We start from the raw sequence: 16,305 nt of genomic DNA on the forward strand, positions 1-16,305 counted from the left end.
CCCCCGTTATAACTAACGTATCAAACTATTTTTAATACATTTAAACTAGCTGTTATCACACCAGATAATGTCGTTACATGCCCGATAGCTAACGGACCATTTTGTAAAGACAAAGTTGCATTTGAAGAAGTAACTTCAATGACCATCGTATTCGAAACCGCTGGTTCTAATACAAAAGTACCTCCTGTAACATAAAAAATAAAACTCCCTGCCACTTGCGTTCCATTTAAAGTAAGACTCACAGAAATCGTTTCATTCCCCCCATTTGGATCACCTTGAAAATAATAGCTGACTAAATATATTCCCGGCGTACTTAACGTTACAGTTGTTGCATTTGTTAAACTGACACCAGAACCAAAAGTGGTAGCTCCTGAATTAATTGGTACTAACGCATTCGCTGCAATTGCACTCGTTGAAGTAGAAAAGAAATAACCGCCACCGCTAGGTAAACCAGTCGCTCCTGTTGCACCTACAATTCCTAAAAAACCTATAGGCCCTTGACTACCCGTTGCTCCAGTAGGTCCCACAGCTCCAATCGGCCCTTGACTACCTTGGACTCCAGCTGGACCTACACTACCGTTAACCCCTGTTATTCCCCTCGCTCCAGTTGGGCCTTGTATTCCTTGTATTCCGGTTACTCCCGTTGCACCGGTAGGTCCTATCATTCCTGTACTTCCTTGTATTCCTTGAATACCTTGAACGCCTTGTATTCCTTGTGCACCGGTCGCTCCTGTGGCTCCTGTCGCTCCTGTTTCTCCTGTTACGCCCGTAATCCCAACATTTCCTTGTGGTCCTTCGGGTCCCTCAATACCTTGCGCCCCTTGCACTCCTTGTGAACCTGTTATCCCGTTTTCTCCTAAATTCCCTTGAGGCCCTCTAATTCCTTGAGCACCTGTAGGACCGATGATTCCTTGTATTCCTTGAGAGCCTTGCGCTCCTGTTGGACCTACTATACCTTGTATTCCTTGAGGCCCTTGTAAACCAATTGCACCTGTCGGACCTGTTATTCCTTGAACTCCTTGTATTCCTTGAGCACCTTGCGGACCCGTCAATCCATTTTCTCCTTGTATTCCTTGAGGTCCTTGTATACCTTGAACTCCAGCTGCTCCTGTTATTCCTTGAACTCCTTGTATTCCTTGTGCACCTTGTGGACCAGCATCTCCTGTTTCTCCTCGTATTCCTTGTGGACCTTGGGCTCCCGCCGCTCCTGTTGTGCCTGTAGGACCTATTATCCCTTGTAACCCTTGTATTCCTTGCGCTCCTGTTGGACCTGTTACTCCTTGTATTCCTTGCACACCTCTAGGACCTTCTGCACCGGTTGGACCGATTTCTCCCTGTGGACCTTGTATGCCTATTGGGCCTTCTACACCGGTTGCTCCTGTTATTCCTTGAGCTCCTTGTATTCCTTGTGCACCTTGTACGCCAGCTACACCAATTACCCCTTGAGAACCTTGTGCTCCCCTTGCACCTTGAGCACCAGTGGGACCCGTTATTCCTTGTAACCCTTGCGCTCCTTGGGGACCTTTAGGACCAGTTACACCTGTGATACCAGATTCACCGGTTGGACCTGTTGGCCCTCCAGGTGGACCAGGCGGGCCTGATGGACCAGTCACTCCACTAGATGGACCAATCGGACCGGTTATTCCTGTTGGTCCTCCAGGTGGACCTTCTGCACCTTGTGTACCAGTAGACCCAGTTGCTCCTGTTATTCCTCGTATTCCTTTTGGTCCTTGAAAACCTGTGGATCCCCTTACCCCTTGTATCCCTTGTATTCCTTGTGGACCTTGAGGACCTATTACACCTGTTATCCCCCTTATTCCACTTATACCTTGAGGTCCTTGTATTCCAGTAGAACCAGGCGGGCCAGTTACACCTTGTATCCCTTGATCACCTTGGTGCCCTTGCTCTCCAGTAATTCCTCGTATTCCTTGTGGACCTTCTTCTCCTTGTATACCTGTAGTTCCGTCCTCCCCTTGTATTCCTTGCGCCCCTTGAGGACCTTGAGGGCCCGTTACACCTGATATTCCGGTTACACCTATTTCTCCCTGCATTCCTTGTGCACCCGTTTCCCCTCGCTCACCTATTTCTCCTTGTATTCCTTGGGCGCCCTGTATACCTTGACTACCAGCAGGGCCTGTAATTCCTTGTATTCCTTGCATACCTTGTAATCCAATATCGCCAACAGGACCTTGCTCTCCAATTAATCCTTGAGGACCTTGTAAGCCGACCGGACCTGTAATTCCTTGCTCTCCAGTATCACCAACGGGACCTTGTATCCCTTGAGCTCCTGTTGTCCCTCGTGGACCTTGTATTCCCCTGATACCTTGAGGGCCTTGTGGACCAGTTGCTCCTGTAGGCCCAGTAATTCCCGGGGGTCCAACCGGACCTTCATGCCCTCCAGTTGGACCACTATTACCCGTCGGACCCGTTGCTCCTATAAGCGGAAGAGGCAGTGCCACTCCAAATTTTTTGCACTTTCTATGATGACGCACAACAATCCCCCTCCCCAAAAATAATTACACTTTTTATATGAAATGCATTTTTATAAGAAAAGTACATCTCTGACCTTATTTTTTTAAAAATAAAGAAGCCTATCATTTCATCTATTTGAAATGATAGGCTTCTTTTATAAAAAACACTTTACTTTCTAACTTTAATAATAAAAGTAGTCGGCACCATTCTAGCTTTATATAAAGAATAATACTTCGTAGAATGCATCGCTAGTTCTTCATCAAACGTGCTATACGGTTCAGGTTCTTCTATTCTCTCAATTGTAAAGCCTGCTCTATTTAACTCATTTATATATGTACTTATTTTTCTCTTATATAATTTCGCTTGTACATTTTCTCCTTTAAATGTTTCAAACGTAATGGACGTTTCCTCATGATAAGAAGACTTTATAGCAACTTCCTCTGTACCATACTGTAAATTTGAATATACTGGGTGCTCCCAACTAAAAATAAAACTTCCTCCTGGCTTTACATACGAATAAATCAGTTCCAACGTTTTTCTTAAATCCGAAGTCCAATTTAATGCATAAATAGAATATACAATATCAAAATACCCTTTCGGAATATTCAATTCCTCTTCCATTTCTCCCCATACTAACTTTGGATCCCAACTCTTTAACGTTTCATTCGCTATTTCAATTTGTGCACTTGAAAGATCAAGCCCCAATATCAAGAACTTTTTTATTTCTGATTGAATCTCATCTTCAGACGCTGTATATTGGGCATATTTAGGTAAACAATCAACTTGAAAGATAATAAGGTGCAACTGTATCCCAACACTTTTTATTTATAGCTAGCATTTGTGTACCTTTCATATCATTCCCCCCATCCATTTTTCTTTCTCTAATATTACTTACATACCATAACCAGATCGCCCTTTTCTCTTCGCCCGGTAGTTTTTCACTTTTGCAATCGTACCGCACGCTCTTCCTCCTTCTTCTCCAGCATACATACCGCACCATCTTTTACTTCCATTTCGCGAATGATCATAAAATACCCAGCGACAATCTGGACATGCTTTTAACCTTCCCCACACATTTTCTTGAATTGACATTAACACAATACTTAACACTTTTGTATACACATTCTCTTCATATACTGGTTCATATGTAATACCTTTCATATCATCCTTTATATGTACATGAAATGGGTATTTCTCTAACCACTTTTGCAATGATTCTCCGCCTTCAATTGCCACCCGAATATCTTCTCGAAAACTTTTTAGTTCCTCTATCGTATAAAATGGAAGCTCTTCATGAAAATATTTATTCATAAATTGCTTTATATCATCTTCGGTCTGCAACAAATCAACTGCTTCTCTCGTATCATTTGGTATTTTCCATTTATTTAAAAATTCTCGAATATATTCTAGTTCATTTGGTGCATTTTGATTCAATTCCATCCACCTTCTTCTTAAAATTTACTTTTTTCTGACTTTATGTATAATTATAATATAAAACTGTTAACCATCAAAATATTTTACTGGTTACAATATTAGGAGGAGTTCTATGAAAAGTTTCTCAATACCGATACGTTTCATGCTTATTTCTTCATTTTTTATGTCTTTTGGGTATTTTGCGGTATACGCATTTTTAGCTATTTATCTATTAAACTTTCTCCATTTTTCAGCTGTTCAAGTAGGAACAGTGTTGACGGTTATGACAATTACATCACGAGTTCTCCCTTTATTCTCAGGATTAATTGCTGATAAAATAGGCTATATCATTATGATGATAGCCGGATTATTTTTAAGAGGAGTCGGATTTATCGCTTTAGGGATATCCTCTGATTTCTATACAATTTCTATTTCTTCTGCACTTATTGGCTTCGGAACTGCATTTTACGAACCTGCCGCTCGCGCTATATTTGGCTCACAGCCAGCTCATATGAGAAAAAATTTATTTACATATTTAAACCTTAGCTTCAATTGCGGTGCAATAATCGGACCAATTGCAGGAGGGTTCTTACTCTTACTCGATCCAATCTATGCTTTCTCTCTAACAGGATCCCTTATGCTGTTATTCGCTTTCATCTTTTACTTACTTAAAAATCACTTCCAAGTCACTACTGAAAATACATCTATTACATTAGGAATACAGGCTATTTTACAAAACAAACCTTTCCTTTTGTTTTCATTTATCATGATCTTCTTCTATATTATGTTTACTCAGCTTACTGTCGCACTTCCACTTCATATGAAAAACATTAGTAATAGCAATCAGCTTGCTACACTCGTTATTACAATAAATGCAATAACAGGCGTCATATTTATGGTGTTATTTCGAAAACTATTTCATAAATACAACACACTTTCAATTATTAAATACGGTGTTTTATTAATGAGTATTTCCTTTTTACTCATTCCTCTATCTCAACACCCGTATTGGCTATTTATTTGTGTAATTTTATTTACAATTGGTGAAACACTCGTATTACCTAACGCTGATATCGCTATTGCAAATTACAGTAATGAATCCTATACAGCTACTTACTTCGGATTTTATCAACTATCACTCGCATTTGGTTTTATCATCGGTAATTATACCGGTACATCTTTTACATCCAACTTAAGCGGCATGTATACACCATGGCTTATTTTTGGCGGAATAGGACTTATTGGTTTTATTTCACTACATATTTTAAATATTAAACAAGGGGACTCTAAAGAGGATATATACCTATATAATGATACGAAACACCTTTAACACATTACAATTGAGCTAGTACCTTTAGACAAAAAGTCTATAATAAAAAATTCGACCGTCATATGTGACAGTCGAATTTTTTATTCTTCATATTCAAGATGATTATGTGTTTTACAACCAAACAAATAACAAGCCCCTATATGATAAGTTTCAAATTCTAACCCTGGAACATATCCAGATTTAATACGTTCTATCATTTTTTTATAACAATGATTCTCTTCTGTATATTCTTCAATTAACTCTTTCTTATCTTTTTCTGTCCAGTTTTCTTCTACTTCTTCATTCTGGACATCTTCTATTTCTGCTGTTTTCGCTTCAATAGATTCCCGTATAACTTCATTCATACGGGAAAAATCATTAGCTTTATATAGAGCATACACAAACCTACTAATCCAGTTAGGACTTTTCCAAACTTCTTTGTATCCCTTTTCGAACCATTCAATTGCTTCTTTATAGCAATTCAACTCAACATATAAATCTGCTACATTAATTTCCCCTAAAAAATTATCAGATTCCCTGTTAAAAGTATCTAACTTCTCTTTTGCTTCTGTCGTTCGTTCTAAATCAATTAAACATTTTACATAGCTATACATGATATAGTCCGAATCCCCTGCAACTCGTAAAAAAAATTCCGAAGCTTTTTCCAGCTCTCCAAGGTTATAATGAGCTACAGCTACATTATGATATGCTTCATCCGATGGTTGAATTGAAATAGATTTTTGTAATACTTCTTTCGCTTCTTCCCACTTTTTTTGTTTCATATAAATTTCCCCTAACATGTTATAGGGAAAGTATGAAGAAGGATTCAACTTAACAACTTCTTTTATTAATTCAAGAGCTTTCTCATCATTCTCTTCCTCATAAAAGTACATCCAAGCAAGATTATTGAGAGATTGTACCCCTCTAGATTCATGTACTGCTCGATGAAACAGTTCCATTGCTTCCTCACATTTATTTTGTTCAAACATTTCAATTGCCTTCTCGTTAATGTTCAAATAACTACCTCCGAAGTGAATAAATTCATCTACGCTTTATCATTATTTTAAGATGTAAAAATTGAAATTTCTATAAAAAATTTCTTTATCCTGTCTATATTTCGAATAAAACAGAAGCTTACATACACAAATTTACAACAATAAGTAAACTTTTCAATCTCCCTTAAATTGGATATACAGCCTTTTTAACTTTACATATTATGGTATAATTAATTATAGTACTAACTAAACATTTACGCTGGACACTAGCAGTCTAACAATACCAAAATCAATTGAAATCGGGGGATGTTATGAAAAAGAAATTAATTCTTCTATTCATCGGAATCATATTATCAGGATGTTCAACTATAGCAGAGAATTCTTTAGAAACCGGGAAAGGCAGTATGGAATTATTAACACCAACGATCACAACAAAAGATAATGAGTTAGAAATTAAGACCGAAGGCATTGATGAAAATAAAGTAACTTTTATTTATGTTGCTAATAAAAAAGTATTGGAACAAAAGCTAAAGAATGGTGAATCCTACAAACTTAACATTAAAGATATCGAACACGCTCATCGGACAGACTACAAACCAAAAGTTCAACTTTTCCAAACGAAAGATGATAATGATGATGGAGAAATGGTAACGTTTAAACAAGTTAGATATACAGTTAAAAACTAATTTTAAAGTTGTTTCATTATAAATGTAACGAACGAAAATATACTTTTAACAGTAGATACATGTAAGGGGTGCTAACATGAAAAAACGATGGATTTCTTGGTGGTTTGGTAACATATTTTGGATTATCGTTTTTGGAATATGGGCAGCTATTATTTGGCTACGAGATGTTGATGGGGCCGGTGTTACTCAAACACCCGAAATTAAATCAATATCACTTATCGTTTTATTAATTGCGTTTATCATACCGGTATTTTTTCAAATTATATGGCTAATCATTAATTTGAGAATGAGTAAAAAAAATAATTATACGATTTAGCTTTTTGAATTAATAGATGAATATTTTTCATAAAAAAAGAGAGGAATCTACATCAAAATAGATTCCTCTCTTTTACATTTAGACTTATACTGCGCTTTTAATGCAGCACTACTCCTCTTTTTTACGATGCATGTTCATCTTTCTTCTTCATTAACGCTCTTTTCTTCATCGCCTTCGTTAAATATCCACCCTTAAACGAGCGAATTTCATACGAAGACATAAACGCTTTCGGTGCAATTTCATTAATGATTTCCAAAAGTTCTTTCTCTCTAGAACGCTTTGCGACGATATCTAAGCGATAACGTATAGAATTAATACCTTCGCCCTCAAATACTGTAACGCCAAATCCAGAGTGACGTAACTCATCTACTAATTCATTACAACGGTCTAGTAAACTAACTTGATACGTAATATAACCAATTGCTAATTTATTCTCTATATAACCGCCTAATAACAGTCCCGCACTAAAGCCAATGACATAGGCAACGATGTTCATCCAATTTGATAAATCTTGAAACACAATACCTAAACTGACAATGTAAATAGCTCCTTCTAACAATCCAACACCAGCAGCGGATCTTGTTTGATTCTTTACAAGCAAAATCGTACGAATTGTTAATATTGGAACGTAAATAATTTGAAGCACAAAAATAAGTAGCGCTTGTAACATTGGTATCCACCTCTTTCAAAAAGTCTTTTGTCATAATAACATACATAACCTTTAGAAATCGATGGGTTTTTTAAAAATTTTTTATTATTTTTCATACTATTGAAAAACACAAAAAAGAAGCGTATTATATTTGTCGTTAATTTGATTACTTGTATATTATCGCTAAACTAAAAAGGAACCCGATTAGGTCCCTTTCATCATAGCTCTATGTTTTTCGAAGCATGTTCCCTTTGCTTCTCTTCTTCTTTCACTAACTGCATATTTGCATACGCTAAATTTGCAATCATTAAAAAGTGACCACCTAAAATACCTGTACCGAATGCCCACATTTCCATTTCATGCTCAATTTCATACATGATGATAGCTCCTAAAATAGCAGCTGCAAATCGGTTTAAAACTCCTAATCCAGGAGCCTTTTCCTTCATTACGATACTTTTTCCGAGTTTTTCCACTCTGCGAGCTAATAACCAAAGACAATAGGCGCTTACTGCTAATCCAATACCGAACCCTGTCACTTGTTTTCCAAACGGAGTAATCGTCCACATAAGTAGTAAACCACTAAAGATTACATACAATTGTAATCGATATACACGTAAGGCTTCTTGAATCAAAATATCCGCTCCTAAGTTCTCATTTTTTGTACTTTTAGAAGAAAAGCAGCAACTTACACAGTTGCTGCTTTCTCTTCTTCTTGTTCTTGTTCCATCTTACGAATTTCAACACGTTTAATTTGGTAAGCGTCTTTTTCTAACACTTTAAATTCATAACCTTCCGCCTCAACGTGTTGTCCTTCTTCGATTTCATGATTTTGCATCATAATCCATCCACCGATTGTATCCACATCATCTTCTTCGATGTGTAATCCAAATAAATCTTTCACTTCTGAGATAAGCACTTTTCCATCAACAATGATATGTTGCTCGTTTACATGTTGGATTGGTGGTGCTTCATCTTCATCATATTCGTCACGAATTTCGCCGACGATTTCCTCCAAGATATCTTCAAGCGTTACAATTCCGGCTGTTCCTCCGTACTCATCATATAAAACAGCCATCGGAATTCGCTTCTTCTGCATTTGAAGTAATAAATCGTGAATTGGAGTCGTTTCCATCACTTCAATAATCGGACGCATATACGAGCGAATAGATGATAAATCTTTTTGATCCTCGGTCATATATCGAATAAAGAAATCTTTTACGTTGACCATACCGATAATATCATCTTTATCTTCTCCAAAAATCGGATAACGTGTGTATCGCTCATTTTGGATTACTTTCATGTGTTCTTCTACTGAATCTTCCAGGTAGAAACCAACGATTTCTGTTCGCGGTACCATAATCTCTTTTGCAATACGATTATCAAATTCAAAAATGTTATTTACATACTTGTATTCAGCTTGATTAATTTCGCCACTTTCATAGCTATCTGAAAGGATAAGACGTAATTCTTCTTCTGTATGAGCTACTTCATGTTCTGAAGCTGGCTTTAAACCGAATAAACCAGTTATCACACGTGCTGAACCGTTCAATACCCAAATAAATGGATACATTACTTTATAGAACATCATTAATGGACCTGCCAATAATAACGTTACCCTTTCAGCCTTTTGAATTGCCATCGTTTTCGGAGCTAATTCCCCTACTACAACGTGTAAATACGTCATAATCATAAAAGCAAGACCAAATGTTAATACTGATGAAATAGAAGGATTTAAGTTCCATTTCTCAAATAACGGGTGTAATAACTTTTCGATTGTCGGTTCACCTAACCAACCTAATCCCATAGCTGTAACTGTAATACCTAATTGACAAGCAGATAAATATTCATCTAAATTTGTTGTTACCTTTTTCGCTGCTAAAGCACCGCGTTTTCCTTCCGCAACAAGCTGATCGATACGACTTGAACGTATCTTTACAATCGCAAACTCTGCTGCTACGAAAAATCCAGTAAATGCGATTAAAATCGCAACCATGACTAAATTAAATATTTCCAATGAATCCCCTTAGTTAAAAAACTAAGGTGTCCACCTCCTGTATACTATAATGTTTTCTTATTTGTTCGTTAGAAAACATAGCCCGATACAAAAATTAAAGAGGTCGGATTTCACTTATTCTATAATAATAGAGCAAGTGTCTGTATTAAAGCTGTCGTTTGACCAGATAAAGATTTCGATATTTTTTCACGTTGTGAATCAGTCAATCCATCTAAAAGCGGCTTTAACTCAGTAAGCTCCACTTCTAATTGATGAATATGGTCTGTCACTTCATTCACTTGTTTCGAAACGTGTTCATTGATACCGAGCAGCTTCTTCTTCTCCTCGATTTTCTCTTTAATCTCACAAAGCGGCATATGCATTTCTTTGCACTTCTCAATAAATTGTAATGTCTCAAATGCTGTTTCGTCATAATAGCGATAATTAGATTGAGATCGCTCCGCTTTTAAGATACCTAGATTCGTATAATAATCAATCGTTCGTTTCGACACGTGAGCCATGAGAGCCAACTGTCCGATTCGATACACCTTCCCAACGATCTTCCCCCCTTGTTTATATTACTTACATCATACAACACATAAACTGTACAGTCAAACGTGACGGTTTATTATTCACAATTTATACAAAATTCCAATCTCCTCCTATGATGATTCAATACGAGTAATCTACACTTATACAATAAAATTACTAAACTACTACCTAATCACTACATTGTCTGCCACTTTTAACCTTTCTTATTTAAAAGCATATCCTACTAATAATGATTGCTTGTATAGGAGGGAATTAATATGAAAAAGACAATCATTTCTCATTTTTATAATGAAGAATACCTACTTCCATGGTGGCTTATGCATCACACGAAAATATTCGATCACGGCATTTTAATTAATAGAGGGTCTACAGATCGTTCCGTAGAGATTTGTAAACTATTAGCACCCCATTGGGAAGTACGAAATTCAAGATTTCTTGAGTTTGATCCAACTAATACTGATATTGAAGTGATGGAAATTGAAAGAGAAGTTTCAGGTTGGAAAATCGTTTTAAATACTACTGAATTCTTTTGTTGTAATAATACTGAAGAATTTTTTTCATCTCTTCATACACTAGGCCAAAACATGTATGCGATTAGAATGATTTTAATGATAGATAATCATAATTATAATTATTCAAAGCCTAGATATTCTATCCCCTTAGTAGAACAGCGATACCACGGTGTCTTCCCTTATAACCCAAATCTCGGATGTGCTTGGAGATTTATTCACAATCATCTAGACGGTGCATATTTACCTGGTAGACATCATTCGCGGCACGGATATATAATTTATGACTATCCTTCATTTATTTTAAAATTTTATTTTAGCCCTTGGAATGAACAATCAAAGGCAAGAAAATTACAAATTACACCTACCCTTTCAAAAAGGGGTGTTCAAATGGGACTTCAAACACATTACGGTCAATCTCCCGAAGTACTGGACATACGTTTTTTAGAGCTTAGTAACCTAACACAAGACCTCCGTCATAACCCTGAATATCAAGAATTATTTCCAAAATTCAAACCGTAATATTTTCTGCATCGTCATCACCTCAAACATTTTCATTCACTTAATCAAAAACAATTTCATTTGCATAAAACATGAATACTATATAAATAATAAATTTTTATTTTAGGAGGAAAAAATGAAAGCTGTTATTCTTGCTGGTGGGTACGGTACAAGAATTGGGGAAGAAACACATTTAAAACCGAAACCTATGATTGAAATTGGAACAAAACCTATTCTATGGCACATTATGAGTTTGTATAGTCATTACGGGATTACTGAGTTTATTATTTGCTTAGGCTATAAAGGATATGCAATTAAAGAGTTCTTTCTAAATTACAACTTACACATGTCTGATTTCACAATACAGTTAAACGATAATACAATTACTAGCCATTCTCATCGTGTAGAACCATGGAAAGTTACACTAATCGATACTGGTGTAAATACCGAAACGGGTGGCCGAGTGAAAAAGATTCAAAATTATGTCGGAGATGAACCTTTCTGCCTCACTTATGGTGATGGATTAAGTAATGTAAATATAAAAGAACTTATTACATTCCATAAAAAACATGGAAAAATGGCTACTGTTACTGCCGTACAACCTCCTGGTAGATTTGGTTCTCTCATATTAGATAAACAGTCTGTAACATCTTTTCAAGAAAAACCATTAGGTGATGGCGGATGGGTTAACGGTGGATTTTTTGTTTTAAATCCTGAAGTTTTCAATTACATTAGTGGAGATAAGTCTGTTTTTGAAACAGACACTTTAGTTCAGTTAGTAAACAAAAATGAATTGGCCGCATATCAACATTCTGGTTTTTGGCATCCGATGGATACATTGCGCGATAAAAATAAATTAGTCGAGCTATGGGAAAGTAATAACGCTCCGTGGAAGGTTCGGTAATATGGCTTCATCATCTTTTTGGAATAAGAAAAAAGTATTTATTACGGGACACACTGGATTTAAAGGCTCCTGGCTCACCCTTTTCTTAAGTTCTTTAGGTGCAGAAGTAGTAGGCTTTTCTTCTCATCCCCCATCCATTCCTAACATTTTTGAACAAGGTAACGTAGCAAAAGAGTGCACGACAATGAAAGGCGATATTACAGATTACCATTCTTTATTTCATGCCATGAAGCAACATAAACCTGACATAATATTTCATTTAGCAGCTCAGCCAATCGTAACCGCTTCATACAAAAATCCTATCGATACATTCAAAACGAATGTTTTAGGTACTGTCCACGTGCTAGAAGCAGCAAAGTCCGTCGAAAGCGTACGTGCCATTATTAATGTGACAAGCGATAAATGTTATGAGAATGACGGTAGTGGCGACCGAGCGTTCGTGGAAAATGACCGACTAGGAGGTTTCGACCCTTATAGCGCTAGTAAAGCTTGCGCTGAAATAGTGGCAACATCCTATCAAAAATCATTCTTCCGCACTAATACCCAGAAACTCGCCTCAGTCAGAGCTGGTAACGTCATCGGCGGTGGTGATTGGGCAGAAGATCGATTATTCCCTGATATCATTCGGGCATATTTGCACAATCATACTTTGTGTATTCGAAACAAATATGCCGTCCGTCCGTGGCAACATGTTTTAGATCCTCTACATGGCTATATCCTTTTAGCTGAGAAACTTTGGAATGATGCTAAATATGCAGAAGCGTGGAATTTCGGCCCAATGAATGAACCTAACAGAACCGTTCATGATGTCATTGAATCTGTAATAAAATTATGGAATAACCCACTAACAATCATTTCCTCCTCTACAAATACTCCTTATGAATCACCTGTTTTAACACTCGATAGTACAAAAGCAGTAAACAAACTCGGCTGGACTCCTAAGTTATCAACAGATGATGCTATCGCTTGGACTGTTGATTGGTACAAAAAATATGCATCTGGTGAAAAGATAGAATCTTTCACACGACAACAAATCGATGCATTCAAAAATTTATAAGGGGGCTATAAAATGGAACAGAAAAAATGCCGTTTTTGCCACTCATTACTAACCAACACTTTTTTAGATTTGGGCGTTTCCCCTCTTGCTAATTCATTTGTAGCTCCTGAAAGCTCATATAAAATGGAACCTTTTTATCCGCTGCACACATTTGTTTGTAACTCTTGTTTACTCGTACAGCTAGATGAATTTGAATCTCCACAAAATATTTTTCATAACTATTTATACTTCAGCTCTTACTCCTCAAGTTGGCTACTACACGCTAAACAATATGTAGAAATGGCGATTAAGCGTTTCAACTTAACGAAACATTCAAAAGTGATTGAAATCGCAAGTAACGATGGGTACTTATTACAATACTTTAAAAAAGAAAATATCGAGACATTGGGAATTGAACCCGCGAAAAACGTAGCAGAAATTGCTATCAAAAAAGGAATTCCTACTCATGTGAATTTTTTCAGTAATGACTTAGCAAAAAAATTGCCACAAGCTGATTTAATCGTCGCAAATAACGTATTAGCACACGTTCCAAACTTGCATGATTTTGTTGCCGGTTTAAAAACGTTATTAAAACAAGATGGCACGATAACAATTGAATTCCCACACTTATTAAACCTCATATCCTTTAAACAGTTCGATACTATCTACCATGAGCACTTTTCCTACTTCTCACTTATAAGCCTTCAAAAAGTTTTAAGTTATCATCATTTACAAATTGTTGATGTAGAAGAACTATCAACGCATGGTGGTTCCTTACGGATTTTTGTAAACCATCTAAGTGCCCAATCAACTATCCATTCCAATGTTACAAAATTAATTCAAAAAGAAGTCGACCACGGGTTAGATACTTTAGATTGCTATCTCCTTTTTTCTAAACGCATCGAACAATTGAAAATAAATATTTTAAAGTTTTTTATTGAAGCGAAAGCTTTAAACAAACAAATTATCGGTTACGGTGCTCCAGCTAAGGGAAACACCCTTTTGAATTATTGCGGGATAGGTAAAGAATTTCTAGCTTATACAGTAGATAAAAATCCTCACAAACAAAATCTCCTTTTACCAGGAACTCGTATTCCAATAAAATCTCCAGCAGAAATTAAACGTACAAAACCGGATTACATTTTCATACTTCCTTGGAATTTGAAAGACGAAATTATGAAAGAATGCTCTTTCATTCGTGAATGGGGCGGTAAATTTTTAGTGACGGTTCCAGAAGTTGAGGTGATCGAGCCATGAAGAAAGTTGTTGTAACAGGTGGTAGTGGCTGGATAGGTAAATATGTTGTACATTCACTTATACAAAAGGGATATGAAGTGCACGCCACGTATAATAAAAATAAACCCTCTCACCTCCCTTGCCATTGGCATAAAGTAAACTTGCTTCGCGATGACGAAGTAAAACAATTCATTTCGGACGTTCAGCCTAGCCATCTCATTCACCTTGCTTGGGAAGCAGTGCCACCAGCATGCTATGTATCTATTAATAATTACTATTGGCTAAAGTCTAGTATTTCATTGATTCAACACTTCACAACATGCGGCGGAAAGCGTGTTGTCGTTGCAGGTACTGGCGCAGAATACGAATGGTTTAACGGCGTATTATTTGAAGATTCACCGCTCCTTTCCTATAAAACCCCGTATTCTTTATGTAAAAATGCACTGCACTCCTGGCTAGAAACGTATGCACAACAAACAGGCCTCAGCATGTGTTGGGGCCGCATTTTTCATATGTATGGCCCTCACGAACAAGGTAATCGGCTCGTTTCTAACATTATCACTTCCTTATTAAAAAACGAGGAAGCACTATGTACACATGGAAAACAATCGAGAGATTTCCTCCATGTGAGTGACGTCGCTGACGCTCTCGTAACAATATTAGAACACGGCGTTACAGGCACCATCAATATCGCTTCTGGTCAATCTGTACAAATTAAAGAGTTAGCTTCTATCATTGCTAAAAAGATAAGAAAAGAACATTTAATTAAACTAGGTGCAATCCCTTTCTCTAAAGATGAACCTTTATTTGTCGGGGTTAATGTAGAACGTTTAAAAACTGAAGTAAACTGGAAACCAACATACGATCTAAATACAGGAATTGAAGAAACAATTTTATGGTGGAAATCATTTATACAAAAACATAACGATATGCATCATTAAAACGTAAATCCTTCGTTCCTCTCGCTAATTCCTTATACCATTCTTCTAATCTTTCCGGCGTAACAATATGATGCGTACCCATTCCCCCATGCTTACTAGCTTCAGAAAGAGTCGGACCAATTTGTAATTTTCTCTTTCTCATCGCATCGTTCCACGGACTAAACCCATACCATAATATACAGGCAAGAGGTGGATAAATCATCGATTCATGCGCAGATAAATGTCTTCCAACCGTATAACTTCCATGCTCATGATTATGAATAAATCTACCTCTTCTCCATAGTCTCCACTCCTCTGGTAAATAACCATGAAACCGCTGTTTCATTAAAGGTATTCCAAAGTTAAGGTCCGGATAGTTGTAGTTAGGATCATCAACCATAATAAGCCCGTCCAGCCAATACATCCTCCCTCCCAATTCATCTAGTGATTTCCAAAACTGATTTTTATCTTGCATGCAAAGAAACTCAGTCGTATTTAAAACCATTTTCCATCCTTGTACTTCTTGTTCTATCCTCATCACTTCATGATCTGTCGTATATGCATCAAACTCTGGATTTACAGAATCTCGCACTTCCCAATGCGGTGCGAATTTTTTACAAATCTCAACCGAACGATCTGTTGAACCTTTATTAATTAAAATACCATGATCAAAAAGTTTCGTATGATGCATAAGCCACCATGGCAATAAATACTCTTCATTGTAAAAATGCGAAATAACGGTTGTAGTTATAATAATCTCCTCCTCTTTCTCTATTAATCTACTTTTTATCCTACAACCAATATACTCATAAGC

At 36.7% G+C, this 16,305-nt stretch carries 16 protein-coding genes and 2 pseudogenes; 8 read left to right on the forward strand and 10 right to left on the reverse strand.

The window, feature by feature from the left end:
* Positions 1–20 precede the first annotated feature (20 nt).
* The 4 genes and pseudogenes from NST86_RS16850 to NST86_RS16860 form a co-directional block, all read right to left on the reverse strand.
* The gene (locus NST86_RS16850; protein WP_340934117.1) at positions 21–2,492 is read right to left on the reverse strand and encodes a collagen-like protein; all 2,472 of its coding nucleotides are present in this window, start codon (positions 2,490–2,492) and stop codon (positions 21–23) included.
* Positions 2,493–2,640: 148 nt separating this feature from the next.
* Positions 2,641–3,177: pseudogene (locus tag NST86_RS16855) on the reverse strand (class I SAM-dependent methyltransferase); the annotation flags it as partial.
* Between the two features lie 30 nt (positions 3,178–3,207).
* A pseudogene (locus NST86_RS34885) lies at positions 3,208–3,325 on the reverse strand (class I SAM-dependent methyltransferase); the annotation flags it as partial.
* A gap of 38 nt (positions 3,326–3,363) precedes the next feature.
* Positions 3,364–3,906: a CGNR zinc finger domain-containing protein gene (locus NST86_RS16860; RefSeq protein WP_001072924.1), complete on the reverse strand. Its 543-nt coding sequence runs from the start codon at positions 3,904–3,906 to the stop codon at positions 3,364–3,366.
* A gap of 112 nt (positions 3,907–4,018) precedes the next feature.
* On the opposite strand from NST86_RS16860, the gene NST86_RS16865 reads away from it, so the two are divergent.
* The gene (locus NST86_RS16865; protein ID WP_000834825.1) at positions 4,019–5,215 is read left to right on the forward strand and encodes an MDR family MFS transporter; all 1,197 of its coding nucleotides are present in this window, start codon (positions 4,019–4,021) and stop codon (positions 5,213–5,215) included.
* Between the two features lie 80 nt (positions 5,216–5,295).
* Here the strand turns inward: NST86_RS16865 and NST86_RS16870 are convergent, their stop codons facing one another.
* The gene (locus tag NST86_RS16870) at positions 5,296–6,210 is read right to left on the reverse strand and encodes a tetratricopeptide repeat protein (protein ID WP_001024442.1); all 915 of its coding nucleotides are present in this window, start codon (positions 6,208–6,210) and stop codon (positions 5,296–5,298) included.
* Between the two features lie 290 nt (positions 6,211–6,500).
* On the opposite strand from NST86_RS16870, the gene NST86_RS16875 reads away from it, so the two are divergent.
* Positions 6,501–6,875, forward strand: coding sequence for a hypothetical protein (locus tag NST86_RS16875; protein WP_000727843.1), 375 nt, complete (start codon positions 6,501–6,503; stop codon positions 6,873–6,875).
* 76 nt (positions 6,876–6,951) lie between these two features.
* Positions 6,952–7,191 carry a DUF3923 family protein gene (locus tag NST86_RS16880; protein ID WP_000747669.1) on the forward strand — a complete coding sequence of 80 codons (240 nt, stop codon included), beginning with the start codon at positions 6,952–6,954 and terminating at the stop codon, positions 7,189–7,191.
* A gap of 121 nt (positions 7,192–7,312) precedes the next feature.
* Here NST86_RS16880 and NST86_RS16885 read toward each other — a convergent pair whose 3' ends face one another.
* The 4 genes from NST86_RS16885 to NST86_RS16900 form a co-directional block, all read right to left on the reverse strand.
* The gene (locus tag NST86_RS16885; RefSeq protein WP_000938438.1) at positions 7,313–7,861 is read right to left on the reverse strand and encodes a DUF2179 domain-containing protein; all 549 of its coding nucleotides are present in this window, start codon (positions 7,859–7,861) and stop codon (positions 7,313–7,315) included.
* Positions 7,862–8,058: 197 nt separating this feature from the next.
* On the reverse strand, positions 8,059–8,472 hold the full coding sequence (locus NST86_RS16890; protein WP_000613876.1) for an ATP synthase subunit I: 414 nt from the start codon (positions 8,470–8,472) through the stop codon (positions 8,059–8,061).
* Positions 8,473–8,525: 53 nt separating this feature from the next.
* Complete coding sequence (locus NST86_RS16895; RefSeq protein ID WP_000402258.1) at positions 8,526–9,854, reverse strand: hemolysin family protein; 1,329 nt, start codon at positions 9,852–9,854, stop codon at positions 8,526–8,528.
* 119 nt (positions 9,855–9,973) lie between these two features.
* Positions 9,974–10,381: a MerR family transcriptional regulator gene (locus NST86_RS16900; protein WP_000285635.1), complete on the reverse strand. Its 408-nt coding sequence runs from the start codon at positions 10,379–10,381 to the stop codon at positions 9,974–9,976.
* A 261-nt stretch (positions 10,382–10,642) separates the two neighbouring features.
* Between NST86_RS16900 and NST86_RS16905 the strand changes: the two genes are divergently transcribed.
* The 5 genes from NST86_RS16905 to NST86_RS16925 all read left to right on the forward strand — a co-directional run bounded on the left by NST86_RS16905 (position 10,643) and on the right by NST86_RS16925 (position 15,512).
* Complete coding sequence (locus NST86_RS16905; protein ID WP_000750973.1) at positions 10,643–11,416, forward strand: glycosyltransferase family 2 protein; 774 nt, start codon at positions 10,643–10,645, stop codon at positions 11,414–11,416.
* A 115-nt stretch (positions 11,417–11,531) separates the two neighbouring features.
* Positions 11,532–12,299, forward strand: coding sequence for a glucose-1-phosphate cytidylyltransferase (gene rfbF / locus NST86_RS16910; RefSeq protein ID WP_016118329.1), 768 nt, complete (start codon positions 11,532–11,534; stop codon positions 12,297–12,299).
* Between the two features lies 1 nt (position 12,300).
* Positions 12,301–13,356 (forward strand): CDP-glucose 4,6-dehydratase, encoded by a 1,056-nt coding sequence (rfbG, locus tag NST86_RS16915; protein ID WP_000168657.1) that lies wholly within the window; start codon positions 12,301–12,303, stop codon positions 13,354–13,356.
* Between the two features lie 12 nt (positions 13,357–13,368).
* The gene (locus NST86_RS16920) at positions 13,369–14,592 is read left to right on the forward strand and encodes a class I SAM-dependent methyltransferase (RefSeq protein ID WP_016118330.1); all 1,224 of its coding nucleotides are present in this window, start codon (positions 13,369–13,371) and stop codon (positions 14,590–14,592) included.
* Positions 14,589–15,512: an NAD-dependent epimerase/dehydratase family protein gene (locus NST86_RS16925; RefSeq protein ID WP_000758367.1), complete on the forward strand. Its 924-nt coding sequence runs from the start codon at positions 14,589–14,591 to the stop codon at positions 15,510–15,512. The genes NST86_RS16920 and NST86_RS16925 overlap by 4 nt, the downstream gene beginning before the upstream one ends.
* On the opposite strand, the gene NST86_RS16930 is transcribed toward NST86_RS16925, so the two are convergent.
* On the reverse strand, positions 15,481–16,281 hold the full coding sequence (locus tag NST86_RS16930; RefSeq protein ID WP_080119276.1) for a glycosyltransferase family 2 protein: 801 nt from the start codon (positions 16,279–16,281) through the stop codon (positions 15,481–15,483). The two genes, NST86_RS16925 and NST86_RS16930, sit on opposite strands and share 32 nt — an antisense overlap.
* Positions 16,282–16,305 lie beyond the last annotated feature (24 nt).

Origin of the sequence: Bacillus sp. FSL L8-0199 (assembly GCF_038005705.1) — a bacterium.
In the GTDB taxonomy this organism is placed as follows: Bacteria; Bacillota; Bacilli; order Bacillales; family Bacillaceae_G; genus Bacillus_A; species Bacillus_A cereus.